Below are 24,544 nucleotides of genomic sequence, written 5' to 3'. Positions count from 1 at the left end.
GTCTTAGTCCTTTTGTGAAGTTGAAGTACTATAGAGATAAACTATCCAGTAAGAAATACTTAAGGCTAAGCTTAAAATTGCTGGCAATAAAAATGATTGTAGTTTCAAATATGGATGTACTGAGGCGGCAAGAATTCCACCCAGCAGGAAGCCAGCAAGAATAAGTAAATGTAAAACAATACGTCGATTTTCTACAATTAAGCCTCTGGCTTTATATCCAAGTGCTAAACCAATATCAGTCAGCACACCAGATAGATGGGTAGTGCGAATAATTGTTCCTTTGTAGTGGCTTACCATCGCATTTTGTAACCCCATTGCCGTACAAGCCCATAATAATCCATAGCGTGGAAAATAAGGAAGCAATAGCCAGCAAAGGAAAATGAATAAGGCAACAAGGCTCAAAGGTAAGCCATAACGACGACCTAGTCGAAAATGACTGCTACCTAAAATAAAACCACTATAAAATGAACCGCAAACATAACAAATAATCACCAGAAGTAAAAAAATGATATGTTCTGGTTGCCACTCTACCAAACTCATAGCCAGCATACTAACGTTGCCAGTCATATGTGAAATAGATTGATGCAAAAGAGTAATTAACCCTAAGACATTAATCATTCCGGCATTAAATGCCAGCAAAAAGGCTCCAAGTTGGAACCAGTTTGGTAGGCGTTGAAATGGCATTTTGCTTAAGACGCTTGCTTAGAGCGAATATCTACAGCTGCGGTAAATAATACATCTGTAGATGAGTTAAGGGCTGTTTCTGTAGAGTCTTGCAATACACTGATAATCATACCAACCGCTACAACTTGCATAGCAATTTCTGTTGAAATACCAAATAGACTACAAGCTACCGGAATCAAAAGTAAAGAACCACCTGCAACACCCGAAGCACCACAAGCTGAAATTGTAGCAACAACTGATAAAATAACCATTGTCGCAAAGTCAACATGAATGCCAAGCGTATGGACAGTTGCTAATGTAAGCACAGTAATGGTTACTGCCGCACCTGCCATATTTACTGTTGCACCTAAAGGAATAGACACACTAGCTGTAGATGGGTTAACACCTAAACGCTCTGCCAAATCTAAGTTAACTGGAATGTTGGCTGCTGAGCTTCGAGTAAAGAAAGCTGTAATACCACTTTCTTTTAGACACTTAAATACGAGAGGGTATGGATTTCCACGTATAGTAAGGGCAACAAGAATAGGGTTGATAACTAAAGCAACAAAGAACATGGTACCTAACAATACCACTAATAATTGTGCATAGCTTTCAAGTGTTGCAAGGCCGGCATCGGCAAAAGTCACTGCAACTAATCCGAAAATACCGACTGGTGCAAAAGCAATTACTTTATGAATAATAGCACTTACAGCATGTGAAACATCCTGCATCACTTGTTTTGTGGTGTCTGAGCTATGACGCATAGCTAAACCTAGGCCAATTGCCCAAGCTAAAATACCAATAAAGTTAGCTTCACTAATTGCTTGAACAGGGTTCGCAATAAAGCTTAAGAGCAAGTTTTTTAATATATCTGCGAGACTACCAGGCGCTTGTAAGTCATTATGCGAAACTGTATTGAGGAATAATGTGCTTGGAAAAGAAAGGCTTACAATCACAGCTGTGAAAGCTGCAAGCAACATACCTGCCACATATAGAATCATAATAGGGCGTAAATTGGCGCTATGACCCACTTGGAAGTTGGCAATAGAAGAAAGTACCAATACAAAAACTAAAATAGGGGCAACCGACTTTAAGGCTTTAATGAAAAGCTCACCAAATAAACTTAAGTAAGGCGTAACGTTCGGAAATAGTAATGCAACGCCTATCCCTAGAATAATGGCGATAATAATCTTAGTGACTAAGCTTAATCGAGAAAAGAATGCAAGCATATAAAGGCCTTATTAACCTAATCATGGCTAAAGGTTGAACAAGCGGAGTATTTTATACTTAAGTGATGTGAATCTTAAGCTTTTTTATAGCACCTATAAGTATTTATACTTAGTGGTAATATTAAATAATTGTTTTTATTGGTCTTAATTTAATATTTTTAATTTTATAGTTGGTGGTTTTGCTTGTTAATTGCTCATTAAAAAACTAGGTATATCAAAAAGCTGTGAAAGCATGGAATAGGCTAAAGAAAATATAAGGGCAAAAAGTTAAATATGGTTGAGCTTTTTAGAAAAGCTACGCGAATTTTCAAAACTTTGTGCTTGGATTGGACTCTAAGCTTTCAAGCTGAAAAATCGCATATTTCAGGAAGTTACTACTATTATTATAAATTTATAATTTAAAAAATATTATTTACTTGCACAGTACAGCTGATGAAGCGTATTTAAAATTGAATGCATATTGTCATCCTTAATTGAATAAAAAATTTGCTTGCCATCACGACGGGTTGATACAACATCACTTTTGCGTAGCATCATAAGTTGTTGTGAAAGAGTGGGCTGGGTAATTTGGGTCTTCTCTTCAATTTGAGAAACATTTAACTCCTCATAAGCTAAGTGACATAAAATTAATAAACGATCTGTATTAGCCAAAGATTTAAGAATTCCAACGACTGAATCAGCCGCATTTTTCATTTCTTCGATTTGGAGTCCATCTTTCATACTTTATACCTATATCAATATAGCGGGCATAGTATAGATTGATCTTATGAAAATGAATGTAGCAAAACTAATCAATCCAATTGTTTTTGTTGAAAAGCAATATAAGAGGAATTGATAAATAAGTAGTCTTTCTAATTAAAAACAACTATTTGTATTTCTTTTGTGTCTAAAATGTTGCTTTGTGTTATAAGTGTAATTGTTAAGTATAAGTGAAACGAAGTCAACCTAAAACAATTTCAATTTGCTTTCAATAAATAGTTAAATCTAATTTATCTTGAGACAAATCATAAAAAAGGATTGAGTTTTTATTTTTTAAATATATAATCTGTTTTGTACAGACAGGTCTGTATATTTTGGTTCAGTAAGGTCGAAAAAAACGTCTAATTGTGAACCAAAATGACTTTCAGACGCAGCGTGATACATAAGAAGAATCATTAAATATAAGAAGAAGAATATCACGCTTTATTTTTATGCTGCTCTTTCGAAATCGATTAATTTTTCTACTCGAGTCCAGTAATCATTAATATTTATTGAACCATGTTCGACTTGAGCCTGTATGGTCATACCTTCCAAAATATTAACGAGTAATAAAGATAGGGGACCTGGCTCTTTTACATCGTACTGGTTAAGAAGATTTTGCATGAGTTGGGTCAACCAAGCTTTATACAAAGTGGCAGGTTGATGTGTTGAAGGATATTGTTTTAAAACCTCTTCCAAGGCTTTTTGAAACATGCAGCCATTAAAATCTTCACTATTAAACCAGTCGGAATACCATAAAAATACTGCTTTAATTCTCGCAAGAGGATCTAACTCATCATGTCTTGATAAGGCAGAAGTAAGAGAGTTTTGTAGAAGCGTATTTCGAAGAAGTAGACACTCTTCAATTAATTTTTCTTTTGATGGAAAATGCTTATAGAAAGTCATTTTTGCAACGCCAGATTCATTAATGATGCGATCTACACCTATAGAATTATAGCTATACGAGTTAAAAAGTCTTAATGCGGTGTTAATAATGTCATCTTTTTTCGACATATTTTAGCCTCTCACAAATGAATTGCTATTAGCTTGAACGGTGATCTTTATCAATGAGAATCTAGATAATTTAATTTTACAAGGTATTGTTTGTTATTGATAGAAAAAAGATATTATTTTTTTAAACGCTGAAGTTTTACTTTTAAGGAAATGGTAAAGAGTTTTAGGCTATATATTTAAATAATTATACTTCCTTTTTCAAAATCTTTTAACTTCAATATTTTTGCGATAAGTCGCTTTAAAATTTAAAAAGGAAAATTAATAAACAAAAAACAAATCTATTTTTGAGTTTGTCGGCCAATTTAAAAGTGGACTTTCCGTTGCTTTGAAAAGTCCATTTTTATTAAAGTTTCTTACTCTGAAGGAGGTAAAAGCATCAAAATAGATTCATTGAGTAAGTAAGCAACATTCTCAAGGATTTCAAGCTCATTAAATTCGCTATCGAAAGCTAAGCTTTCTCCATCAGCAATAGCTTTTAATTTTGGTGCGAAAGTTTCAGCTATACATAGCGCTTCGCCATTTCCCCAGAAGCTCAGAATTCCGTTATTTTCTGTATAAAGTAGGCGAGAGGCAGGTTCTAATAGAACTTCATAACCTTCATGTAAGATCTCTTGAAGATCATAGGCTTCGATCTCATCAGGTTCTGGAATATTATCTGGATATTTAGGTTCACTCATGTATGACATGATTGATGCATCAAGTGCTGTAGAGTCTTGCAACTGAGCTAAAACTAATTCTTTTAGATAACTTAGTTCAGTTGAGCTAATTTCACCAATTTGACTCATTTGTTTGCGTGCGATATCTACAACAGGATTTTGAAGTAAAATATTAGCTGAAAATTGATCGCTAATGCGTTCCATCATTCCTGCAATGTTTGGCATGCGAAAGCCAAATGAGAAAGTTAAGCAGTCATCTTCGGCAACCCCATAATGTGCCATTCCAGGTGGAATATAGAGTAAATCACCTGGTGCTAAAACTTCATCAAATTGCACATCTATTTCTGGCAAAAGTTTTAATGGTTGATTGGGTACAAATGTAGTATTTGCATCGCACATTTGACCTAGCTGCCAGCGACGATGACCATGACCCTGAACTAAAAACACATCATAAAAATCGAAATGTTTCCCAACTGAACCACCCTTAGGTGCATAAGACACCATAATATCGTCGCGGCGCCATTGAGGAATAAAAGGAAATTTTTTCCAAAGTTCAGAAAGATCAAAAGAGTAGTGATCTACTGCCTGTACTAAAATTGACCATAATTTTGGTAGCTTTTGAAAATCACCTTTGGTTAAAGGTGAAGACTTTACGTGCCATTCATTTGGATTTTTATCTTTTTGGCGAATCAGTCTGGCACTTGCATGTTCTTCCAAGGCAAGTTCTTGTACATCCTGAGGTTGTAAAAGACCTATAATTTCTGGTAATCCGTTACGTACCAGTAAAGGTTTTTTCTGCCAATACTCTGCTAAAAATTGCTCGGCAGTAATACCGCCTAAAACTGTTAAAGGTTCTGTCATGGAAATAACCTATTTATAAAATATCTAGAATTAAGGAATTTGTAGATCAAGTTGCCTTAAAATATGGCAAAGTTGAATCATAGGAAGACCCATAAGTGTGGTCTGGTCTTGGCCTATCATTTTTTCAAACAAGCTAATTCCTAAACTTTCACACTTAAAGCTACCTGCGCAATATAGTGGCTGATCTAATAGAACGTATCGTTCAATTTCAGCTTGATTCAGGTTTCGAAATTTAACTTGATAATGTTCAACAAGCGTTTGCTCAAAGTCTCTATCGAGCCATTGCACGCTAAGAGCTGTACTAAAAAAAAGAATTCGACCAGAATTTTCGGCTAGTTGTGCTTTGGCATTTTCACTAGTCATCGGTTTGCCAATAAAGTCATGCGGGGTATGCTCTCGCCAAGCAACTTGATCTGAACCAATAACGATGGCTGATGGATTCTGTTCAGCAATCACCTGAGCTTTTGTGAAAGCGAGTCTTTTTGCAAGTTCATCGGCATGGGTTTCATCGCGAGGACTTTCATCAATATCGGGACTAATACAAATATAATTAATTCCAAGACGGTCCATTAAGTCTTTGCGAGTTTGACTACTCGATGCCAAAATAATTTGTGGCTGAACCATTACACTGCAAATTCCATTAATACATCTAAAGGTACATAGCTTAATACAGCTTGATGACATGCATGTATTTTAATAGGAGGAGCTTCACCAGCTTGATAAGCCTCTACCCAGCGAGTTACGCAGATACACCAGAAATCACCCGGTTTCAGACCAGGGAAACCTACTTCTGGCAAAGGAGTAATAAGATCATTACCAATTTTCTGAGAGAAATTTAAGAAATCAGAGGTCATTTGTGCACATACGGTGTGCTGACCAAGGTCTGTTACTGCTGTGTGGCAGAAACCATTTCTAAAATAGCCTGTAATAGGGTCAAAGCAACAACTTGCTAAAGGTTCCCCTAAAACATTTAAGCGATTGATTTGTGGATCTGGATGAATAGACATAATGGGTGAAATATCAAATAACTACCTCTATCATAATCAAAACTGGGGCTTTCTACAGCTTTTATGCAAAAAAACTAACCTTTTTTGATGTAATCATTTAAAATTGGCGCGTTTTTAAAATCATAAAGAGAGCTTTACATGAATTTTCAGCGTATGACTGACCTTAACTTAACAGGCAAACGTGTCCTTATTCGTGAAGATTTAAACGTTCCTGTCAAAAATGGTGTGATTACTAGCGATGCTCGCTTACGTGCAGCATTACCAACTATTAAAGCTGCTTTAGATAAAGGTGCAGCAGTGATGGTATGTTCACATCTAGGTCGTCCTGTTGAAGGTGAACCAAAGCCAGAACAATCACTTGCACCAGTCGCTGCTTATTTAACAGAAGTATTAGGTCAAGAAGTTAAATTATTAACTGATTATTTAGAAGGCGTTGAGGTTGAAGCTGGTCAAGTTGTATTGCTTGAAAATGTACGCTTTAACCATGGCGAAAAGAAAAATAATCCAGAGCTCGCTCAAAAATATGCTGCATTATGTGATGTATTTGTTATGGATGCATTTGGTACTGCTCATCGTGCAGAAGCATCTACTGAAGGTGTAGCTCGTTTTACTCCAGTTGCTGCTGCTGGTCCTTTGTTGGCTGCTGAGTTAGATGCACTAGGCCGTGCAATGCAAACTCCTGAAAAACCAATGGTTGCAATTGTTGCTGGTTCTAAAGTTTCAACTAAACTCGATGTTTTAAACTCACTTTCTAGTATCTGTGATCAACTGATCGTTGGTGGCGGTATTGCAAATACATTCTTAGCAGCTGCTGGTTTTAACGTTGGTAAATCATTATATGAAGCTGACTTGGTTGAAACTGCTAAACAAATTGCTGCTAAAGTAAGTGTTCCACTTCCTACAGATGTTGTAGTTGCTGATGCATCGCAAATTAATTTTGAAGATTTCTTAGGTTCTTTAGCAGCAGCTCAAGCTGTTGTGAAGAAAGTAGAAGATGTGACTGCAAATGATATGATTTTAGACGTTGGTCCAGAAACTGCTAAAGCATTCGCTAATATTTTAACAACATCAAAAACGATCCTTTGGAATGGTCCAGTAGGCGTATTTGAGGTAGATCAATTTGGTGAAGGTACGAAAGCGCTTTCTCTTGCGGTTGCTCAATCGGAAGGATTCTCGATCGCTGGTGGTGGAGATACATTAGCTGCAATTGATAAATATAACGTAGCTGATCAAATTGGTTATATTTCTACAGGTGGTGGCGCATTCCTTGAGTTTGTTGAAGGAAAAACATTGCCAGCAGTTGCAGTTTTGCTTGAACGTGCTTAATACTGTTATATAGAAATAAGAAGGGATTGGGTAACCAATCCCTTTTTCATTGATAAGTCATTAAACTGTCATATATTTGCAATAAAATGTCGAGTATTAAATCACCAACTGTGGAAAATAGTGATGAATTTAAAGCTTACATTTGCTGCTATGTTAATTGTACCAATGATGTTGACTGCTTGTGCTAAGAAAGATGAAGCATCTCAAGCGGGCCAAGAATCAGCTGCATCTACTGCTGTTTCTGAAAAAGTAACGCCTGAGCAACAAGCAGCAATTGATGCGATTGATAAGCCAGTTCTAGATGAAAAGAATACAGATGTGGTTGAAGGTAGTGCGCCAAGTGAGGCTGCTGCTTCAGAAACACATTAATTTGTTGTTTTTTGTTAAAAAATCCCTGCAAATGCAGGGATTTTTTTTGAAATACTGTGATTTGTTGCTGAATTGAAATAAATGACAGGGTAGAATAAGCCGCACTACCTGGGAGGATATTATGGCACTCATTTCAATGCGCCAGCTCTTGGATCACGCTGCTGAACATAACTACGGCGTACCAGCATTTAACGTAAATAACTTAGAACAAATGCGTGCAATTATGCTTGCCGCGGATGCAACCAATTCACCTGTAATTGTTCAAGCATCAGCTGGAGCTCGCAAATATGCAGGCGCTCCATTCTTACGCCATCTTATTTTGGCTGCAATTGAAGAATGGCCACATATTCCAGTGGTAATGCATCAAGACCATGGAACAAGCCCTGATATCTGTCAGCGTTCAATTCAGCTTGGCTTTAGCTCAGTGATGATGGACGGTTCATTAGGTACAGATGGTAAAACACCTACTTCTTATGAATACAACGTTGATGTAACTCGTAATGTTGTTGCTTTGGCACATGCATGTGGTGTTTCTGTCGAAGGTGAGATTGGCTGTTTAGGTAGCCTTGAAACTGGTATGGCTGGCGAAGAAGACGGTGTTGGTGCAGAAGGTGTACTTGATCACTCACAACTTCTTACTTCTGTTGAAGAAGCGACTCAGTTTGTTGCCGATACTAATGTAGATGCATTAGCGATTGCTGTAGGTACTTCACATGGTGCTTACAAGTTCACTCGTCCACCTACAGGTGATATCTTGGCAATTGACCGCATTAAAGAAATTCATGCGGCATTACCAAATACTCATCTTGTTATGCATGGTTCAAGTTCTGTGCCGCAAGAGTGGTTGAAAGTAATCAATGAGTTTGGCGGTGATATTAAAGAGACTTATGGTGTACCTGTTGAGCAGCTTGTAGAAGCAATTAAACATGGTGTGCGTAAGATCAATATCGATACAGACTTACGTTTAGCATCTACTGGTGCAATTCGTCAGTTTATGGCTGAAAACCCAGCTGAATTCGATCCACGTAAATACTTTGCTAAAACTGTAGATTCAATGAAGCAAATTTGTATTGATCGTTATGAAGCGTTTGGTACAGCTGGAAATGCTGACAAGATTCGTCCGATTTCTTTAGAGAAAATGGTTGATCGTTATAAATAATTCCCGTCAGGGTTTAATTTATAGGAACCGGTTATTTATATAACCGGTTTTTTTATTAGGTAAATTTCATGCATAAAAAAACCTGTGACAAACACAGGTTTTAATAAAGAGAAAAAGAGTTACTTTTGTAAGTTCTTTTTGTCTAGACTTGGATCTTTGATTTCTACATATGCATTTGCACGTACTTCACGTAACCAGCTATCAATTTCAGTGTTGAATTGGCGTTCACCTAAAATTTGACGTGCCATACGCTCTTGATATTCATGCGTCATATCTTTTTCACGTTTATCCGTTACTTGTAAGATATGCCAGCCGAACTGAGTTTGGAAAGGTTCGCTAATTTCACCTACAGGAATTTCCTGCATTTTTTTATCAAATTCAGGAACCATCATTCCAGGTGTTACCCAACCCAAACTTCCCCCATCACGTGCTGAACCTGTGTCATTTGAATAGGTTGCTGCAAGTGTTGCAAAATCTTGACCAGCTTTTAAGCGTTTATAGATGTTATCAATAATTTGCTTAGCATTCTCAAGAGTGACTACTTCAGATGGTTGAATGAGAATGTGGCGGGTTTGAAATTGAGGTACTAAAGCTTTTTGCTCATTTTGTTTACGTTCAAGAAGCTTTAAAACATGTACACCATCACGTACTGAAACTAAGTCAGTTGTTTGACCATCTTGTAATGGAGTAATACGAGCCGCAAGTTCAGCAGGAATATCAGACAGTGGGCGGAAACCCATGTCAGCACCTTCAACTTTTACATTTGCAGTTGAAAGTTTTTTCAAAGCATTTATATCATTACTTTGCGCAAGCTTTGAGCGTACTTCTTGAGCTACAGATTGAACTTCTTGTGCATTGTCACCTGAAATGCGCATATGAATTACATGTGCTTGATTACCTAACGCAGCTTGTCCCTGAGGTGATTTTAAGAAGTTTTCTACATCTTGATCACTAATTTTAATACGAGACATCACTTGTTGTTGGCGCAAACGGCTAATCGCTAAATCCTCAGCGATTCGGCCACGTAAACTTTCATAAGTTCCTGGTGCCATAGCATCCAACTTTTGCTGGAAAGCTTCTAAACTTTTAGAGCCAGATTGACCTGCTACTTTAAGTACAGCTTCATTTAAGCTCTTTTCATCAGGTTTAATGCCATATTTTTTAACTTGTTCAAGTTGTGCCTCACGCAAAATTAATTGATCTAATACCTGAAACTGTAAGTATTGCTGAGGTGGCACTTCTTTCTTTTGAGCTTGCAGTTCATGAGCTGCTTCAGCCATACCTTGTTGAAGATCGCTTTTTAAAATTACGCTATTGTCCACAATTGCCACAACTTCATCAGCGGGTTGGGCAAAACTATGCATTGATGAAGAGATTAGGGCAGCAAGTGTAGTTGCTTTAAAAAACTGTTTAAGATGCTTTGTCTTCATTAACGTTGTGTCCAAGATTGATTAATTTTGTTAAAACCTAAAACGCGATTTTCAAGTAAAGACGCGAGTTTATTGTTTAAACCACCTAAACCTTTTAGTGTAATTTCGGCCATGATCGCGCGCTTTTCACTAACATCTGGAGATTTTGGATCGTCTAGATCGTTATAATACGAACGGCCGTAGACAGAAATACCCCAGCAACATGACTCATAGTTAACTCCTAGTAAGAGTTCGCGGGCAACATCATTGTCCATGTCATATTGTACGTGGCCCATAATACGCCAATTGTCTTTAATTGGTTGTATAAACGATGCAACAACTTGGTCATAAGTATCTTGACGACCAGGAATATCTTTACGATAGAAATAGCCTAGGTTATATAGATTTCCTTTATCACCAGTATAGTAAAGTTGGAAGTCACGTTGAGCATTGTCACCATTCGACATCCAAGCTGAGTTAGCAGCAATGGTAAAGTTTTGGTTAAGCTGGCTTGATAGACTCACCACAGGACCTGTGTTGCGTTCAGTATCAATTTCATCTTGTTGTCGTTGTAAGGTGACACGACGGTCTTCGAAATAGTAACTTTGACCTACACTTGCCCGTAAACGTTCTAAACCTACTGTGTCAAAGAGGCTATAACTTACACCCAAGGATAAAAAGTTATTGTCTTCTAGGCGGTCATGACCATAAAAACGATAAGGGTTAAATAATTGATCATAACTTACTGACGCAGTAGTTGAGTCAAAGTTAGGGTAACCATCTTGATTTTTGTATGGCGCATATGCATAGAAAGCACGTGGTGTAAGTGTTTGTAAGTACTTACCATCACGTTCAAAGTTCAGTCCAGTGTCTAACGTGAATTGAGGTACAACGACTGATTTGTTTTCGGAACCACCATCTAGATTTTGAGATGCGATACTGTCCTTATCATAAAACGTTTGAATAGAACGTACAGAGACTTCAGGAATCACAAAAGCTGCCGGTGTACGGTAGTTATAACGCGTTGCGAACTGGTTATAAATACGTGTACCACTACTTTCTTGAGCAGAATCATCATTAATTGATTTCTTAAAGTAAGCAGTGTCGTTATTAAATTCGTATTGTAGTCCTAGTGGATTACCAGTGACGTAATTTAATAAGAATTGTGGCAAACGCGCGTATGGTTTATCTGCATCTGCAACTTCAGGATCAAGTGTCTGGAAATCTTCGACCTTAAGCTGTGCTTTTAAACCCGGAATACCATGTTGATAATTAAGTTCCCAAGCTCTACGTAAGTTAAGATCTGTTTTAGAGTTAGGACTGCTATCTAAGTCAGAGAAATAATCTTTATCTGATGCATAGTTATATTCGAGGTTAGTAGACCACTGGTCGTTGATATCCCAATTATGTAAAAAATGGAAATCTTTACGATCTTTGTCATCATAACTTTTGTCAGATGGCAAGATGCCACCCCACATTTCACCAGCACCAAAGCCATCAGTTAAATATCTAAATTCACCTTTTAGCATTGCACCGCGGTCTGCTAAATATCGCGGAGTAAGTGTCAAATCATAGTTAGGTGCAAGGTTTAAATAAACCGGAACAGAAAGCTCAACACCACCATCATTTGAGAAACCAAATTGTGGGTTGAGGATACCTGTAGTACGGCGGTCATCAATCGGGAAGTTAAAATAGGGAACAGCTAGAACAGGAACGTCCTTAACATATAATTTTGTTCCACGAGTTACGCCGCGTCCAGTTTCCTGATTTAACTCAATTTTATTGGCTTGGATTTTCCAACCGGGTTTTTGGCCTGGTGGGCAAGTCGTATAGGTTGCATCATTAAGAACCATAACGTTTGGTGAGGTTCTTTCGATTTTTCCTGCATGACCATGGGCATGTTGCTGTTCAGAAATATAAAAACTATTGTCTAAATTCCCGGTTTGGGTTTTTAGGTTATAATTAATTTCATCACTCTGTGAAAGTAACCCGCCTTGAGCTAACTGTACTCGACCTTGTGCATGCGCAAAGGTTTGGGTCTTATCAATCGTTACTTTGTCAGCACGAACTGTACGTCCTTCCTGATCAATAACGACATCACCTTCTAAAACAGAATCACCCGCTGGATTGTAATGTCCGTAGTTAGCCGTAACGACAGAAGTCGCTTTGTCGGCGTCTAAAGCTTTGGTCTCAGGGTTAATCGGTGTAACCCATGTGCCTTGGCAAAATGCCGAGCTTAAATATTTATTGTCACGAAGCTGTGCTTCAGGTGCAGATTTATCAACATAATATTGCTGAAAGAATTCTTGACCTGGGTAAGCTTCCTTGATGCTCGCTTTAAGTTGATTATTGTCTATATTGGAGACAACATCAGTTGACTCAGCATAACTTGATTGTATGGAGCCACATAAGAGCGTAAAAATAGCTGTCGCTAAAGGATTAAATTTAAACTGATGCTTCATTGTCTCATTAACCAAGTATGCTAATTCACAATTAATTATTGTCGCATCATAGAGAAAAAGTTTATAAGTGGCTACACTTAACCCTTCAAAAATCTCAGCTTGTTTTAGATTTTATTGCAAATGAATACACAACGTGAACAATTGATATATACATGGCTTACATCTGTTCTTGAAAATGATCAATTTAAGATCGCTTTTTTAGCAGGTGATGCAAGCTTCCGCCGTTATGCGCGTATCGAGTTACAAAATAAAACGTATATGCTCATGGATGCCCCTCCAGAAAAAGAAGACTGTGTTCCGTTTGTGACCATTGACGAGTTTTTTGCGAGCCATGGCGTACGTGTGCCTCAGATCGTCGCGAAAGATCTGGCTCAAGGTTTTCTATTGTTAGAAGACTTTGGCGATGTGCTTTTGTCGACATTATTAACTAACGAAACTGTTGATAAATACTACGAACAAAGTTTTAAACAACTTATTCAATTGCAGTCTATTGACGGGACTAATCAGTTCCCAGCTTATTCTTACGAAAAATTAATGTCGGAAATGCATCTACTCACAGACTGGATGTTACCGTCGCTTTCTATTCAGCCGACTGCTGAACAGAAAAAAACGATTGATAATGCATTTGACTTCTTGGCTCATGCTGCATTAGCCCAACCACAAGTTATTGTACATCGAGATTTTCATAGTCGAAATTTGATGAAAATTACCGATGAGCAAGAATTAGGGGTAATCGACTTCCAAGATGCTGTTATTGGCGCTGATACATATGATCTAATTTCGATTACTCGTGATGCATATGTTCAATGGAACGCTGATCGTGTTTATCAATGGTTTAAAGTGTTTTATGACCTGTTGCCAGCGTCGACTAAACAAAACCGTAGCTTTGATCAATTTAAACGTGATGCAGATTTAATGGCGATCCAACGCCATATTAAAATTTTAGGCATTTTTGTTCGCTTATTTGAACGTGATGGTAAGTCTGGTTATTTGAAGGATTTACCACGTGTCATGTGGTATTTGCTCGAAGAAAGTCGTGGTTACGCTGAGCTTGAAGAGTTTATGGCATTTATAAATAATATCGTGATGCCTAAATTTATCGAGAAATATGGTAGCTATGAGGTAGCAGCATAATGAAAGCAATGATTCTTGCTGCTGGCTTGGGCAATCGTATGCGTCCACTTACGCTATATACACCAAAGCCTTTGCTCGAGGTGGGCGGTAAGCCCCTGATTGTGTGGCATATTGAAAAACTTAAGAAAATTGGTGTGACTGAAATAGTCATCAATTCTGCATGGTTGGCCGACAAGCTCATCAGTAGTTTAGGTGATGGCTCTCAATTTGGTGTGGATATCCGTTGGACACGAGAGGATGAAGGGCTAGAAACAGCTGGTGGAATTATTAATGCTTTGCCACTGCTTGGAACAGATCCTTTTATTCTGGTGAATGGAGATGTATGGACCACAATGGATTTTGAAGGTCTGCGCCATATTAAATTAAATGATGATTTGGCACATCTTGTGTTGGTTGATAATCCTAAACAGCATCCTGAAGGCGACTTTACATTATTGGATGGGCGCGCTTTTACATTCGATCAAGATGTGACGGGCGAAAACCTCACTTTTAGTGGTCTATCTGTTATTCATCCTAAACTTTTTGACGGATTGGAAGCGGGTAAGCGTCCTTTAGCTCCACTATTGAAGCAAGCGATGCATAATCAGAAAATATCTGGTGAAAAGCTTAAAGGTGCATGGGTAGATGTGGGAACGCCTGAGCGTTTAATGGAGCTAGATTTGCAAATTCGTGAAGGCTTCTACGATTAAGTGTGTAATCCCTAATCGTTAACTAGTGTTCCACGATGCATAAATGGGTATACTTTGTTTTAAATTTTACTTAGATGTTATCTGTTTATGCATCCGTTTTTTCAAGAGTTACAACAGGGTAGTCAAAAATTAGGTTTATCGCTTAGCGATGAAGCTTTGACATTATTGTTGAAGTATCAAGATGCTTTGGTACTTTGGAACAAAGCTTATAATCTAACAGCGATTCGTGATCCGAAAGAAATGTTAGTGAAGCATTTGTTAGATAGCCTAAGTATTTTGAAAGATTTGCCAGCAGGCCGTTTGCTTGATGTAGGTACAGGTGGTGGTATGCCGGGCATGATCATTGCTTTATGTCAGCCGGAACGCTCATGTGTATTACTTGATTCAAATGGTAAGAAAATTCGTTTTTTGAAACAGTTTATTGCTGACCTTAAGTTAAAAAACGTAGTAGCCGTGCAAACACGTGTTGAAAATCAAGATACAATTGATGAGCTTGGTCAATTTGATGTGATTACAAGTCGCGCTTTTGCTTCTTTAACGGATTTTGTGGATGCAGCTCAGCCATACTTGCATCAGAGCAGTATAATTGCAGCAATGAAAGGAGTTGTGCCCGTTGAGGAAATTGAGCAACTTAAGCAGGACTTTTTATGTAAAGTGATTGAGCTGCGCGTACCAAGACTTGATGAACAACGTCATTTACTTTTACTTCAACGTATTTAAATAAAAAGTATTAGGGTTACCATGGCTCAAATTATTGCGATTGCAAACCAAAAGGGTGGTGTTGGTAAAACAACGACTGCAGTAAATCTTGCAGCGTCTCTAGCTGTATTAAAGAAACGTGTATTACTTGTAGATATGGATTCACAAGGTAATGCTACGATGGGGTCCGGTATTCAAAAGAACGATCTTTTGTATTCGATTACGGATGTTCTACTTGGTGAAGTACCAATTGAAACAGCTATTCAAAAAGCAGAAGTTGGATATAAAGTTTTAGGATCTAATCGTGAACTTTCCGGTGTTGAGCTTGCTATTGCAGAGCAAGAAGGGCGCGAATTTATTCTAAAAAATGCTCTGAATGAAATCCGAAACTCATTTGATTTTATCATAGTGGATTGTGCGCCAAGCTTGAGCTTGATTACTGTTAATGCTTTGGCAGCTGTAGATAGTGTAATCATTCCAATGCAATGCGAATATTATGCGCTAGAAGGTTTAGCTGATTTAACCCAGACTATTGATCGTATTCAAAAGGCATTAAATCCTGATTTAGAAATTATTGGTGTATTACGTACAATGTACGATGCACGAAATGCTTTAACACGTGATGTATCTGCTGAGTTAGAACAGTATTTCGGTAAAAAACTTTATGATACTGTCGTTCCACGTAATGTTCGCTTAGCAGAAGCACCAGCGCATGGTTTGCCTGTTATCTATTTTGAAAAAAGTTCTAAAGGTGCAGTTGCATACTTAAATCTTGCAGCTGAGATGTTGAAGAAAAGTAAAGTGAAGAAAGGAAGTAAAGTATGAGCATCAAAAAACGCGGATTGGCTAAAGGACGTGGTTTAGATGCATTACTTGGTTCAATTCAAAAAGAAAAATTACAGCTGGAAGCACAGGCACTTGACCACGGACAGTTGAAACAAATTGATGTAAATTTATTGAAACGTGGTGAATATCAACCACGTCGCTTTATTCATGAGCATGATTTGCAAGAGCTAGCATCTTCTATTGAAAAACATGGAGTGATGCAACCTATTGTAATTCGTCCAGTTGATGATGAAGCACATCCATACGAAATCATTGCGGGTGAACGACGCTGGCGTGCAGCGCAACTTGCGGGTTTAACTGAAATTCCTGCAATTGTTCGTGATTTAAATGATCAGGTTGCCATTGCGTTAGCACTTATTGAGAATATTCAGCGTCAAGATTTAAATCCGATTGATCAGGCTATAGCCTTGCAGCGTTTTCATGATGAATTCGGTTTGAGCCATCAAGAAATTGCTGACACAGTAGGGAAAGCACGTACTACGGTAAGTAATTTACTTCGTTTGTTGAGTTTGGCGGATGAAATTAAAGATTTCATGCAGCAAGGCCAGCTTGATATGGGGCATGCTCGAGCTATCTTGACGTTAAAGGGTAAAGATCAATTAGACGTTGCTAAAATCGTAATTGAAAAAGGACTATCTGTTCGTCAAACAGAGCAATTGGTGCGTGATAGAAGTGAGCCTAAGCAGGAGAAGGAAAAAGCACCTGTAGCACCTGATATTGAACAATTGACACAAAAATTATCAGAGCGTTTTGGCGCTAATGTGAAAATTGATCATAATCAAAAAGGTAAGGGTAAGCTTGTTATTCACTACCATACCTTAGATGAGTTAGATGGCATTTTAAATATTTGTTTGCCTGATTAATTTGCATTTGGGTCATATATTTCTAATTTTATATTCTTGGGGAAGAAGATATGTGGGAACTTGTGAGAGCGGGTGGCTGGTTGATGTTGCCTTTAATTCTATGCTCAATTTTAACTGTTGCGATCAGCATTGAACGTTTTGTTCGGTTAAGACGTTCACAAGTTCTACCCAAAGCATTAATTGATGATAGTTCGTTAAGAACTGAAGATATTGTGGAAAATTTGGAACAAAATGTAGAAGTGCAAAACAGCGCATTGGCTCACATTTTAAAAGCAGGTTTTGATCATCGTGAGCATGGTGAGCAATTTGCACGAGCACAAATGGAAGTAGCCGCTTCTCAAGAAATTCCTTATTTAGAGAAAAATATTAATTTCTTGGGGACTTTGAGTGCTGTGGCGCCTTTATTAGGGCTGCTTGGTACAGTAGTCGGGATTATTGAGTCATTCCTTGTGATTGATTTTGGATCGGCAGGTAGTCCAAGTTTAATGATTCCGGGTATTTCTAAAGCGCTTATTACTACAGCTGTGGGAATGTTAATTGCGATTCCTGCTTTAGTTGCTTATCGCTATTTTCAAAGATTAGTACAAGATTATATTGCTGAACTAGAGCAGCAATCGACTTTATTTCATGCCTCATTGTTCTATAAACGTTCCTCGTCTATAGCAGAACATCGTCGTGTTGGGTGATGGGTGAATAGCCAGATGAAATTTAAACGTTCTCAGGTTGAAGACATCCATATCAATTTAACGCCTATGATTGACTGTTTGTTGTTCATTTTGGTTTTTTTATTACTATCGACTACTTTTAATCAGCCAAGTCGCCTCAATTTAACGTTACCAGATGCACAAGGTGTTCCACCAAAACAGTACGATCACAAAATTGAAGTCGTGGTAGACTCTTCTGGTCATTATGCTGTAAATGGTCAGGCACTTTCGTCTAAAGAGGTTGCTGATCTGAGTACTGCGATTAAGCAAGTTGCTCAAGAGCGCCGTGATTTTATGTTCATCATTGCTGCGGATGCCAAAGCGTCTCATCAGGATGTAATTCGCGTTATGGATGTAGCAGGACAACTCGGTTTTGTTAACATCAATATTAGTACCAAAGTTCCTTCTAGAGGTTTTTCTGAGTGAATCAAGATTTTAAGGTTTATTTGCGTCTCATAGCCTATTTAAAACCTTATTGGGGCGTGGCCTTATTAGTTCTTATCGGGTTCGGTATTAACTCAGCAACAGAAGTCTCCGTTGCTAAATTGATTAAATTTATTATTGATGCAATCCAAAGTGGCAGTAGAAGTGATCTGGATTGGTTCCCATTATTAATCATTTTATTGGTTTTTTTCCGTGGTTTAGGCCTTTTTATGGGGGGTTACTATACTGCGGTGATTTCACGTAGTTTGGTTTTTAGTATTCGCCAAGAAGTTTATGCCAAACTTTTAAGACTACCGGCACAATATTACCTAGATAATTCATCTGGCCATATTACTGCCAAGATTATGTATAACGTTGAGCAGCTAACAGCAGCTTCTTCGGAGTCATTAAGAGTCATCGTTAGGGATGGGATGATTACACTGGGATTATTAGGCTATCTGTTTTATACCAATTGGCGTCTTACTTTATGTGTTTTTGTATTTTTACCTGTAATTGGTGTATTGGTACGTAAAGCTTCAAAACGTATGCGAAAACTCTCATTACAGGTTCAAGATACAATGGGTGATGTGAACCACGTTGTTCAAGAGAGTATCAATGGTAATGCTGTAGTAAAAACTTTTGCTGGTGAAGAGTCTGAACAAGAACGGTTCTATAAGTCATCAGAAGAAAACTTAAAACGTGGTTTAAAAATGGTAATTGTACAAAACCTGAATAGCCCTGTGGTTCAGGTAGTAATGGCTTGTGCGATGGCCCTTATTGTATGGTTAGCTTTACGACCACAGATTTTAGGTAATACTAGTGCTGGTGAGTTCGTGGCTTACCTTACAGCTGCTGGTCTATTAGCAAAACCAGTTAAAAACTTGACTGATGTTAATGAAAAGTTACAACGCGGTTTAGCAGCAGCTCATTCTGTTTTTGAACTATTAGATTTGCCTGAAGAGCAAAATAACGGTCAGTTGAAACCTAAACTAAATGGTGCAATTCGTTTTGATCATGTGGCATTAAATTATGCTGATGGCGTACAGGCTATTAAAGATTTCTCTTTAGATATTCTTCCTGGGCAAACTGTAGCATTAGTTGGACGTTCAGGTGCTGGTAAAAGCTCATTAGTTAATATGTTGGTACGTTTCCAAGAGGTATCAAGTGGGCAAATTTATTTAGATGGTTTGCCAATTAATGATATTGATCTTTCTTGTTTGCGTACCCAAATCGCAATGGTAAATCAGCAAGTTGTATTATTTAATCGTACTGTTCGTGAAAACATTGCGTATGGTCAGTTGCAAGGTGCGTCAGATGAGGAAATTCATGCCGCTGCAAAAGCTGCATATGCACATGATTTCATTATGAATTTACCAAATGGTTATGATACTGTTTTAGGGGCACAGGGCCTAAACTTATCTGGTGGTCAGCGTCAGCGAATTGCTATTGCTCGAGCAATTTTAAAGAATGCTCCAATATTAATTTTAGATGAAGCTACAAGTGCTCTTGATAATGAATCTGAACATTTTATTCAGCAAGCATTTGATGAAGCGATGCAAGACCGCACTACGATTGTCATTGCTCACCGTTTATCAACAATTGAAAATGCTGACCGTATTGTAGTGATGGATCAAGGACAAATTGTTGAACAAGGTACTCATCAAGAACTCCTCGCAAAACATGGTGCTTATTATCAATTACATCAGCGTAATTTCGAGGATAACTAAGCATGTCATTAGTCCAGCTGATCCAGAATGCATGGAATAAACAATCGAGTTGGTTGATTGCTTTACGTCCATTGTCTTGCTTGTATCGGGCTGGGTTTTTACTAAATCGTAATCTTTATAATTCAGGTTTTAAGCAAATTTATAAAGCGCCCGTACCTGTGATGGTTATAGGTAATATCACAGTAGGTGGAAGCGGAAAAACTCCCTTGCTAATACAACTGGTGAATTATCTACAGCAGCATAATGTAAAAGTAGGGGTAATTAGTCGGGGATATGGGGGTAATGGTCCTTTTCCACTGCTGGTTACCTCGGGCGGCCAAGTAGCTCAAGCTGGGGATGAGCCAGCATTAATTGTTCAGGCTACAAGTGTACCAATGGCAGTAGGTCCTAATAGGCAGGCCGCAATAGAGTTATTGCTTGAGTCATCAGAAATAGATTTGATTATTAGTGATGATGGGTTGCAGCATTGGGCATTAGATCGACAGATCGAGTGGATTGTACTGGATCAAAATCGTGGTTTAGGGAATAAAAAACTATTACCTGAAGGTTATCTGCGAGAGCCTGTTGAACGTTTAGAAACTGGAACAGTGATTGAGCATACTCATAAACCTGCTACAGAATTAAACATGTATCTCGAGACAGGACAGCCATATTTACTTAACCCTTTATCTAATTCTAAACCAAGCTTTAATCTTGAGAATAATTATCATGCTGTAGTGGGTATTGGCTTTCCTCAACGGTTTTATCAAACCCTTAAAGATCTAGGGTTGAAGCAATTCGAAGAGCATGCCTTTCAAGATCATCATGATTACATAATCAATGATTTAATTTTTAATGATGAGCTGCCACTTATTACAACTGAAAAAGATGCAGTTAAACTATTACCGTTACTTGAAAAACATCCTGAATTTAAACAATCTATTTGGGTAGTTCCTGTTACAGCTGTGCTGTCTACACAGTGTTATCAGGTTTTAAAAATGCAATTGCAAGAACTTGATATTCAATTATCTTAGGAAGAAAAAATGAAACACATCGTCATTCCAGCACGCTTCTCAAGTTCGCGTTTGCCAGGTAAACCATTGTTGCTTATTCATAACCGTCCTATGATTTTACGTGTAGTGGATCAGGCAAAAAAAGTCGAAGGTTTTGATGATTTGTGCGTGGCAACAGATGACGAACGTATTGCTGAGATCTGCCGTGCAGATGGAATTGATGTAGTTCTTACCAGTGCAGATCATCCTTCGGGTACAGACCGTTTAAGTGAGGTAGCTCGCATTAAGGGTTGGGATGCAGACGATATTATTGTAAATGTTCAAGGTGATGAACCTTTATTGCCAGCTCAACTTGTTCGGCAAGTTGCAGAACTTTTGGTTGATAAACCAAATTGTTCAATGTCTACGTTGTGTGAGCCGATTCATACCTTAGATGAGTTCCAGCGTGACAGTATTGTAAAAGTAGTCATGTCTAAACAAAATGAAGCTTTATATTTTAGCCGGGCTACCATTCCTTATGATCGAGATGGGGCTAAGCATGATGAACCGACTTTACATTCACAAGCATTTCGTCATTTAGGTTTATATGCTTATCGAGTGAACTTATTACAAGAATACGTAACATGGGATATGGGGAAGCTTGAAAAGTTGGAGAGCCTTGAACAATTACGTGTTTTGGAAAATGGTCATCGAATTGCAATTGCTGTAGCCGAAGCCAATTTACCACCAGGTGTGGACACTCAAGCTGATCTTGATCGCTTAAATAGTATGCCTGTTGAATCTTTTGAATAAGCGTTAATTTTTAATGAATCCGAATGTAACTTCAAAGGTTTATCCTTGGCAGCAAACAACATGGGACACCTTGACAACAAGGTTTCCCAATATTGGACATGGTCTCTTATTTTACGGCAAGCAAGGTTGTGGAAAACATGCTTTTGCTAAGCAGTTTTTGGCATGGGTACTTTGTTTAAATAAGCAGCCGCAGGGCCCTTGTGGTGAATGTAGTAGTTGCCAATGGTTAAAATCAGACACTCATCCCAATTATGTTCATATCACAACGGATGAAGAAAATAAAAAACAGAATGCAAAAATTAAAATAGAAAAGATCCGTGACTTACTACCTTTCGTACAACAAACGGGAGAAGGTTGGCGCGTTATTGTGATTGAGCCTGCAGAAGCACTTAATTTGGCATCTTCAAATGCTTTGCTAAAGACTTTAGAAGAACCAGGCGAGCGTGTTGTTTTAATTTTATTAGCTGATCACTATCTTAAACTACCGGCCACTATTCGTAGCCGATTGCAACATTTCGCTTTAGATCGTATTTCATATGAGCAAGCTACTTCTTATTTGAATGAGCATTTATCTGAACTTGCGGAAGTGCAGCCCGATTTACTGCTTGGCTTATCTAATGATATGCCTTTACAAGCAATAGAAATTGCTCAAAGTGACTGGTTTGCGAAAAGGCAAGTTTTCTTAAATGATTGGCTTAAAATTGTTGCTCAAAAAAATATGCCTTTATTTTTCTCAGGCAAATGGCAAAAAGAATTAAGTTTTAATGATTTTATAATGCTTTTTGAATACTTGTTGGGTGATTTAATTTGTGTCAAGCTAAACCAACCACAGAAAAATACTGATTTAGATTTTGATCAGTTAAGCCCATATTATGATTTAGAAAGCTTATTTAATATTTATAGTGAATTACAGCAAGCAAAAAAGCTTGTTGAGCAAAATGTACAAAGCCAACTTATTATAGATCAATTATTTATAACGTTAATGAATATTTAAGGGGAAAACTATGCAGCCGCAAATGGGGGGGATTATTCAGGTAAATATTCCTGATAAAGCTACTTTGCAAGCAAGCTATATGGGATATGTGCAAGGTGGAGGCCTATTCGTACCATCAAAACAAAAGGTAAAGATGGGACAAGAAATTTTCATTTTAGCGACTTTGCCTGAGCAGTCTCAAAAAATTCCTCTAACAGGCAAAGTAATCTGGATCTCCCATAAGCAAAGTGGATTTAAACCTCAAGGTTTTGCTATTCAGTTAAGCGGAGATAAGGGAATTTACTATAAAACTGAGGCAGAACGAGTTTTGGCTGGTAGTATGTCTCTAGATCGTCCAAGTTATACGATGTAATTAAATAGGAAAGAAAAGTGTTTGTTGATACGCATTGCCATTTAACGATGTTAGATTTAATGCCTTATAACGGTGATCTGGACCTTGCGCTTGCAGCGGCGCGAGCAGAAGGAGTGTCTAAGTTTATGGCAATTTCCGTTGATCTCGATGACCATATTGCACTATCTGAGATTGCAAAGAAACATGCAGATGTTGGTTATACGGTAGGTGTACACCCTTGTGAGGATGTGGACACAATGGCACGTGCAACAACTGAATATTTGGTTGAATCGGCTCAATCAGAAAAAGTATGGGCTTTAGGTGAAACTGGACTGGACTATTATCACAGTACAGATTTTATTGAAGAGCAAAAGGTGTGTTTTGCAAGACATATCCAAGCTTCAAAAATTGTAAAAAAACCAGTTGTCGTTCATACCCGATCAGCAAAGCATGATACGGTAGATATTATCCGTGCTGAACACTCAACACATGGGATTCTGCATTGTTTTACTGAAGATTGGGAAACTGCTAAAGCTGTGCTTGATTGTGGTTATTACATTTCTTTTTCCGGTATTGTGTCATTTAAAAATGCTCAAGATTTGCGCGATGTAGCTAAACAGGTTCCACTAGATCGCCTTTTAATTGAAACAGATAGCCCGTATTTAGCACCTGTCCCATATCGTGGTAAAACAAATGAACCAAAATATGTGCCTTATGTAGCCAAAGCGCTCAGTGATGTATATGATAAATCGGTTGAGGAAATTGCAATGATCACCTCACAAAATTTTGAGAACTTGCTAAAAGCGATTTAGGTTATAGAAACTATATAAGAGAGTAATTGCGTGAAGATGGATCGTCAGGCTCAGTTCCGAGCAAGAGAAGTATTAATATTTCAGGTTGCGGAACAATTATTGCTAGAAAATGGCGAAGCCGGAATGACACTTGATGTCTTGGCTGCTGAGCTTGATCTAGCAAAAGGAACTTTGTACAAACACTTTCAAAGTAAAGATGAGTTGTACATGCTGTTGATTATTCGTAATGAGCGTATGTTACTTGAAATGGTTCAAGATACTGAAAAGGCCTTTCCGGAACATTTAGCCTTTTTCATGTTGCATCATTTACATCATCCTGAGCGAACAGTTTTATTCCATCAAATTGAGGAAAAACTCTCAATCACTGCTCAAGGCGTACATCATCTTTTTCACGAACTTTATCAAGTGCGTAAACAGAGATTGCGAATTATCATTCGCATGACAGACCACTACTTAGAATCTATTCAAAGCAGTATGCCTACACGAGATTATCTTGCTTCTATTTGGTCATTAACTCATGGTGCGGCAGCTATTCTCAATTCAAGTTTTTATCAACGATATTTAGGTTCAAGAGACACTTTAAGAGTGGCTTATATTGATCAGGCTTTAGCCTTACCTAAACAAGCTGTTGAGCAATATGCTTAG

At 37.9% G+C, this 24,544-nt stretch carries 26 protein-coding genes; 17 read left to right on the top strand and 9 right to left on the bottom strand.

The features are described 5' to 3' along the window. Window positions 1-3: 3 nt before the first annotated feature. From MKL51_RS08930 to MKL51_RS08900, 7 genes are all read right to left on the bottom strand, one after another. Window positions 4-684 carry a YoaK family protein gene (locus MKL51_RS08930; protein ID WP_002121399.1) on the bottom strand — a complete coding sequence of 227 codons (681 nt, stop codon included), beginning with the start codon at window positions 682-684 and terminating at the stop codon, window positions 4-6. A gap of 5 nt (window positions 685-689) precedes the next feature. Beyond that, complete coding sequence (gene sstT, locus MKL51_RS08925) at window positions 690-1,892, bottom strand: serine/threonine transporter SstT (protein WP_014206582.1); 1,203 nt, start codon at window positions 1,890-1,892, stop codon at window positions 690-692. 408 nt (window positions 1,893-2,300) lie between these two features. Continuing rightward, the gene (locus MKL51_RS08920) at window positions 2,301-2,612 is read right to left on the bottom strand and encodes an ArsR/SmtB family transcription factor (protein WP_002121379.1); all 312 of its coding nucleotides are present in this window, start codon (window positions 2,610-2,612) and stop codon (window positions 2,301-2,303) included. A 468-nt stretch (window positions 2,613-3,080) separates the two neighbouring features. After that, window positions 3,081-3,644, bottom strand: a complete 564-nt coding sequence (locus MKL51_RS08915) for a TetR/AcrR family transcriptional regulator (RefSeq protein WP_017482284.1) — start codon at window positions 3,642-3,644, stop codon at window positions 3,081-3,083. Between the two features lie 353 nt (window positions 3,645-3,997). Further along, window positions 3,998-5,161, bottom strand: a complete 1,164-nt coding sequence (locus tag MKL51_RS08910; protein ID WP_017482283.1) for a ribosomal protein uL16 3-hydroxylase — start codon at window positions 5,159-5,161, stop codon at window positions 3,998-4,000. A 30-nt stretch (window positions 5,162-5,191) separates the two neighbouring features. Next, window positions 5,192-5,785 (bottom strand): Maf family protein, encoded by a 594-nt coding sequence (locus MKL51_RS08905; RefSeq protein WP_017482282.1) that lies wholly within the window; start codon window positions 5,783-5,785, stop codon window positions 5,192-5,194. After that, entirely contained in the window at window positions 5,785-6,168 is a 384-nt protein-coding gene (locus MKL51_RS08900; RefSeq protein WP_002121396.1) for a DUF2237 family protein, read from the bottom strand. Before MKL51_RS08900 ends, MKL51_RS08905 begins: the two co-directional genes overlap by 1 nt. 138 nt (window positions 6,169-6,306) lie before the next feature. On the opposite strand from MKL51_RS08900, the gene MKL51_RS08895 reads away from it, so the two are divergent. The 3 genes from MKL51_RS08895 to fba all read left to right on the top strand — a co-directional run bounded on the left by MKL51_RS08895 (window position 6,307) and on the right by fba (window position 9,022). Further along, window positions 6,307-7,494: a phosphoglycerate kinase gene (locus MKL51_RS08895; protein ID WP_017482281.1), complete on the top strand. Its 1,188-nt coding sequence runs from the start codon at window positions 6,307-6,309 to the stop codon at window positions 7,492-7,494. 123 nt (window positions 7,495-7,617) lie between these two features. Next, window positions 7,618-7,863 (top strand): hypothetical protein, encoded by a 246-nt coding sequence (locus MKL51_RS08890; RefSeq protein ID WP_002121463.1) that lies wholly within the window; start codon window positions 7,618-7,620, stop codon window positions 7,861-7,863. A gap of 121 nt (window positions 7,864-7,984) precedes the next feature. Next, the gene (gene fba, locus MKL51_RS08885; protein ID WP_002121428.1) at window positions 7,985-9,022 is read left to right on the top strand and encodes a class II fructose-bisphosphate aldolase; all 1,038 of its coding nucleotides are present in this window, start codon (window positions 7,985-7,987) and stop codon (window positions 9,020-9,022) included. A gap of 119 nt (window positions 9,023-9,141) precedes the next feature. Here the strand turns inward: fba and MKL51_RS08880 are convergent, their stop codons facing one another. Together MKL51_RS08880 and MKL51_RS08875 are read right to left on the bottom strand one after the other, a co-directional pair. After that, window positions 9,142-10,452: a peptidylprolyl isomerase gene (locus MKL51_RS08880; RefSeq protein WP_017482279.1), complete on the bottom strand. Its 1,311-nt coding sequence runs from the start codon at window positions 10,450-10,452 to the stop codon at window positions 9,142-9,144. Continuing rightward, window positions 10,452-12,893 (bottom strand): LPS-assembly protein LptD, encoded by a 2,442-nt coding sequence (locus MKL51_RS08875; protein ID WP_002121446.1) that lies wholly within the window; start codon window positions 12,891-12,893, stop codon window positions 10,452-10,454. Before MKL51_RS08875 ends, MKL51_RS08880 begins: the two co-directional genes overlap by 1 nt. A gap of 120 nt (window positions 12,894-13,013) precedes the next feature. Here MKL51_RS08875 and MKL51_RS08870 point away from each other — a divergent pair, with 120 nt between their 5' ends. The 14 genes from MKL51_RS08870 to MKL51_RS08805 all read left to right on the top strand — a co-directional run bounded on the left by MKL51_RS08870 (window position 13,014) and on the right by MKL51_RS08805 (window position 24,544). Further along, entirely contained in the window at window positions 13,014-14,027 is a 1,014-nt protein-coding gene (locus MKL51_RS08870) for an aminoglycoside phosphotransferase family protein (RefSeq protein WP_017482278.1), read from the top strand. Beyond that, window positions 14,027-14,716, top strand: a complete 690-nt coding sequence (gene murU, locus MKL51_RS08865) for an N-acetylmuramate alpha-1-phosphate uridylyltransferase MurU (protein ID WP_002121402.1) — start codon at window positions 14,027-14,029, stop codon at window positions 14,714-14,716. Before MKL51_RS08870 ends, murU begins: the two co-directional genes overlap by 1 nt. A gap of 87 nt (window positions 14,717-14,803) precedes the next feature. Then, window positions 14,804-15,436 (top strand): 16S rRNA (guanine(527)-N(7))-methyltransferase RsmG, encoded by a 633-nt coding sequence (gene rsmG, locus MKL51_RS08860; RefSeq protein ID WP_017482277.1) that lies wholly within the window; start codon window positions 14,804-14,806, stop codon window positions 15,434-15,436. Between the two features lie 21 nt (window positions 15,437-15,457). Next, complete coding sequence (locus tag MKL51_RS08855; protein ID WP_002121458.1) at window positions 15,458-16,240, top strand: ParA family protein; 783 nt, start codon at window positions 15,458-15,460, stop codon at window positions 16,238-16,240. Then, window positions 16,237-17,124: a ParB/RepB/Spo0J family partition protein gene (locus MKL51_RS08850; RefSeq protein WP_017399496.1), complete on the top strand. Its 888-nt coding sequence runs from the start codon at window positions 16,237-16,239 to the stop codon at window positions 17,122-17,124. The genes MKL51_RS08855 and MKL51_RS08850 overlap by 4 nt, the downstream gene beginning before the upstream one ends. A gap of 50 nt (window positions 17,125-17,174) precedes the next feature. Beyond that, the gene (locus MKL51_RS08845) at window positions 17,175-17,810 is read left to right on the top strand and encodes a MotA/TolQ/ExbB proton channel family protein (protein WP_107908731.1); all 636 of its coding nucleotides are present in this window, start codon (window positions 17,175-17,177) and stop codon (window positions 17,808-17,810) included. Between the two features lie 15 nt (window positions 17,811-17,825). Beyond that, window positions 17,826-18,254: an ExbD/TolR family protein gene (locus MKL51_RS08840; RefSeq protein WP_005069548.1), complete on the top strand. Its 429-nt coding sequence runs from the start codon at window positions 17,826-17,828 to the stop codon at window positions 18,252-18,254. Next, window positions 18,251-19,978, top strand: a complete 1,728-nt coding sequence (gene msbA / locus MKL51_RS08835) for a lipid A export permease/ATP-binding protein MsbA (RefSeq protein WP_002121388.1) — start codon at window positions 18,251-18,253, stop codon at window positions 19,976-19,978. The genes MKL51_RS08840 and msbA overlap by 4 nt, the downstream gene beginning before the upstream one ends. 2 nt (window positions 19,979-19,980) lie before the next feature. After that, window positions 19,981-20,991, top strand: a complete 1,011-nt coding sequence (gene lpxK, locus MKL51_RS08830; RefSeq protein ID WP_017482276.1) for a tetraacyldisaccharide 4'-kinase — start codon at window positions 19,981-19,983, stop codon at window positions 20,989-20,991. 9 nt (window positions 20,992-21,000) lie between these two features. Continuing rightward, window positions 21,001-21,762, top strand: a complete 762-nt coding sequence (kdsB, locus tag MKL51_RS08825) for a 3-deoxy-manno-octulosonate cytidylyltransferase (protein ID WP_002121419.1) — start codon at window positions 21,001-21,003, stop codon at window positions 21,760-21,762. Between the two features lie 13 nt (window positions 21,763-21,775). Further along, the gene (locus MKL51_RS08820; protein WP_017482275.1) at window positions 21,776-22,756 is read left to right on the top strand and encodes a DNA polymerase III subunit delta'; all 981 of its coding nucleotides are present in this window, start codon (window positions 21,776-21,778) and stop codon (window positions 22,754-22,756) included. A gap of 10 nt (window positions 22,757-22,766) precedes the next feature. Continuing rightward, window positions 22,767-23,108 carry a PilZ domain-containing protein gene (locus MKL51_RS08815; RefSeq protein WP_002121335.1) on the top strand — a complete coding sequence of 114 codons (342 nt, stop codon included), beginning with the start codon at window positions 22,767-22,769 and terminating at the stop codon, window positions 23,106-23,108. Window positions 23,109-23,125: 17 nt separating this feature from the next. Beyond that, window positions 23,126-23,899 carry a TatD family hydrolase gene (locus tag MKL51_RS08810; RefSeq protein WP_270904286.1) on the top strand — a complete coding sequence of 258 codons (774 nt, stop codon included), beginning with the start codon at window positions 23,126-23,128 and terminating at the stop codon, window positions 23,897-23,899. 36 nt (window positions 23,900-23,935) lie between these two features. Then, window positions 23,936-24,544: a TetR/AcrR family transcriptional regulator gene (locus MKL51_RS08805; RefSeq protein ID WP_005069536.1), complete on the top strand. Its 609-nt coding sequence runs from the start codon at window positions 23,936-23,938 to the stop codon at window positions 24,542-24,544.

Origin of the sequence: Acinetobacter sp. AOR18_HL (assembly GCF_027855145.1) — a bacterium.
Taxonomy (GTDB): Bacteria; Pseudomonadota; Gammaproteobacteria; order Pseudomonadales; family Moraxellaceae; genus Acinetobacter; species Acinetobacter pittii.
Note: the sequence above shows the minus strand (reverse complement) of the source record. Positions and strands in the feature narration are given on the sequence as shown.

What these genes read in the sequence shown, in the direction of transcription:
- MKL51_RS08870 (WP_017482278.1), top strand. Translation starts at nt 13,014, where the DNA reads ATGAATACACAACGTGAACAATTGATATATACATGGCTTACATCTGTT.
- MKL51_RS08805 (WP_005069536.1), top strand. Translation starts at nt 23,936, where the DNA reads ATGGATCGTCAGGCTCAGTTCCGAGCAAGAGAAGTATTAATATTTCAG.
- MKL51_RS08890 (WP_002121463.1), top strand. Translation starts at nt 7,618, where the DNA reads ATGAATTTAAAGCTTACATTTGCTGCTATGTTAATTGTACCAATGATG.
- MKL51_RS08930 (WP_002121399.1), bottom strand. Translation starts at nt 684, where the DNA reads ATGCCATTTCAACGCCTACCAAACTGGTTCCAACTTGGAGCCTTTTTG.
- MKL51_RS08840 (WP_005069548.1), top strand. Translation starts at nt 17,826, where the DNA reads ATGAAATTTAAACGTTCTCAGGTTGAAGACATCCATATCAATTTAACG.
- MKL51_RS08920 (WP_002121379.1), bottom strand. Translation starts at nt 2,612, where the DNA reads ATGAAAGATGGACTCCAAATCGAAGAAATGAAAAATGCGGCTGATTCA.
- MKL51_RS08910 (WP_017482283.1), bottom strand. Translation starts at nt 5,161, where the DNA reads ATGACAGAACCTTTAACAGTTTTAGGCGGTATTACTGCCGAGCAATTT.
- murU (WP_002121402.1), top strand. Translation starts at nt 14,027, where the DNA reads ATGAAAGCAATGATTCTTGCTGCTGGCTTGGGCAATCGTATGCGTCCA.
- MKL51_RS08850 (WP_017399496.1), top strand. Translation starts at nt 16,237, where the DNA reads ATGAGCATCAAAAAACGCGGATTGGCTAAAGGACGTGGTTTAGATGCA.
- MKL51_RS08845 (WP_107908731.1), top strand. Translation starts at nt 17,175, where the DNA reads ATGTGGGAACTTGTGAGAGCGGGTGGCTGGTTGATGTTGCCTTTAATT.
- MKL51_RS08915 (WP_017482284.1), bottom strand. Translation starts at nt 3,644, where the DNA reads ATGTCGAAAAAAGATGACATTATTAACACCGCATTAAGACTTTTTAAC.
- MKL51_RS08815 (WP_002121335.1), top strand. Translation starts at nt 22,767, where the DNA reads ATGCAGCCGCAAATGGGGGGGATTATTCAGGTAAATATTCCTGATAAA.
- MKL51_RS08880 (WP_017482279.1), bottom strand. Translation starts at nt 10,452, where the DNA reads ATGAAGACAAAGCATCTTAAACAGTTTTTTAAAGCAACTACACTTGCT.
- kdsB (WP_002121419.1), top strand. Translation starts at nt 21,001, where the DNA reads ATGAAACACATCGTCATTCCAGCACGCTTCTCAAGTTCGCGTTTGCCA.
- MKL51_RS08905 (WP_017482282.1), bottom strand. Translation starts at nt 5,785, where the DNA reads ATGGTTCAGCCACAAATTATTTTGGCATCGAGTAGTCAAACTCGCAAA.
- MKL51_RS08875 (WP_002121446.1), bottom strand. Translation starts at nt 12,893, where the DNA reads ATGAAGCATCAGTTTAAATTTAATCCTTTAGCGACAGCTATTTTTACG.
- fba (WP_002121428.1), top strand. Translation starts at nt 7,985, where the DNA reads ATGGCACTCATTTCAATGCGCCAGCTCTTGGATCACGCTGCTGAACAT.
- MKL51_RS08855 (WP_002121458.1), top strand. Translation starts at nt 15,458, where the DNA reads ATGGCTCAAATTATTGCGATTGCAAACCAAAAGGGTGGTGTTGGTAAA.
- MKL51_RS08900 (WP_002121396.1), bottom strand. Translation starts at nt 6,168, where the DNA reads ATGTCTATTCATCCAGATCCACAAATCAATCGCTTAAATGTTTTAGGG.
- MKL51_RS08820 (WP_017482275.1), top strand. Translation starts at nt 21,776, where the DNA reads ATGAATCCGAATGTAACTTCAAAGGTTTATCCTTGGCAGCAAACAACA.
- MKL51_RS08895 (WP_017482281.1), top strand. Translation starts at nt 6,307, where the DNA reads ATGAATTTTCAGCGTATGACTGACCTTAACTTAACAGGCAAACGTGTC.
- rsmG (WP_017482277.1), top strand. Translation starts at nt 14,804, where the DNA reads ATGCATCCGTTTTTTCAAGAGTTACAACAGGGTAGTCAAAAATTAGGT.
- sstT (WP_014206582.1), bottom strand. Translation starts at nt 1,892, where the DNA reads ATGCTTGCATTCTTTTCTCGATTAAGCTTAGTCACTAAGATTATTATC.
- lpxK (WP_017482276.1), top strand. Translation starts at nt 19,981, where the DNA reads ATGTCATTAGTCCAGCTGATCCAGAATGCATGGAATAAACAATCGAGT.